This is a genomic window from Undibacterium sp. RuTC16W (genome assembly GCF_049339445.1).
Classification (GTDB): domain Bacteria; phylum Pseudomonadota; class Gammaproteobacteria; order Burkholderiales; family Burkholderiaceae_D; genus Undibacterium.
On record NZ_JBMPPE010000123.1, the window covers coordinates 1 to 284 of the forward strand.

At 50.7% G+C, this 284-nt stretch carries 1 rRNA gene; it reads left to right on the forward strand.

The features are described 5' to 3' along the window. Positions 1-234: ribosomal RNA gene (locus ACO0K4_RS19785) — 23S ribosomal RNA — on the forward strand; the annotation flags it as partial. Between the last annotated feature and the right edge of the window lie 50 nt (positions 235-284).

A 284-nucleotide genomic window follows, 5' to 3' on the forward strand; every position in this document is an offset into this window, starting at 1 on the left:
GTGGACGAACCTCTGGTGTTCGGGTTGTCATGCCAATGGCATTGCCCGGTAGCTACGTTCGGAATCGATAAGCGCTGAAAGCATCTAAGCGCGAAGCGAGCCTTGAGATGAGTTTTCCCTGGCACTATAAGTGTCCTAAAGGGTTGTCGTAGACTACGACGTTGATAGGCAGGGTGTGTAAGTGCTGCGAGGCATTGAGCTAACCTGTACTAATTGCCCGTGAGGCTTAACCATACAACACCCAAGGGGTTTTGTGGACTCAAAGAGACAGACCTTGAATGCGT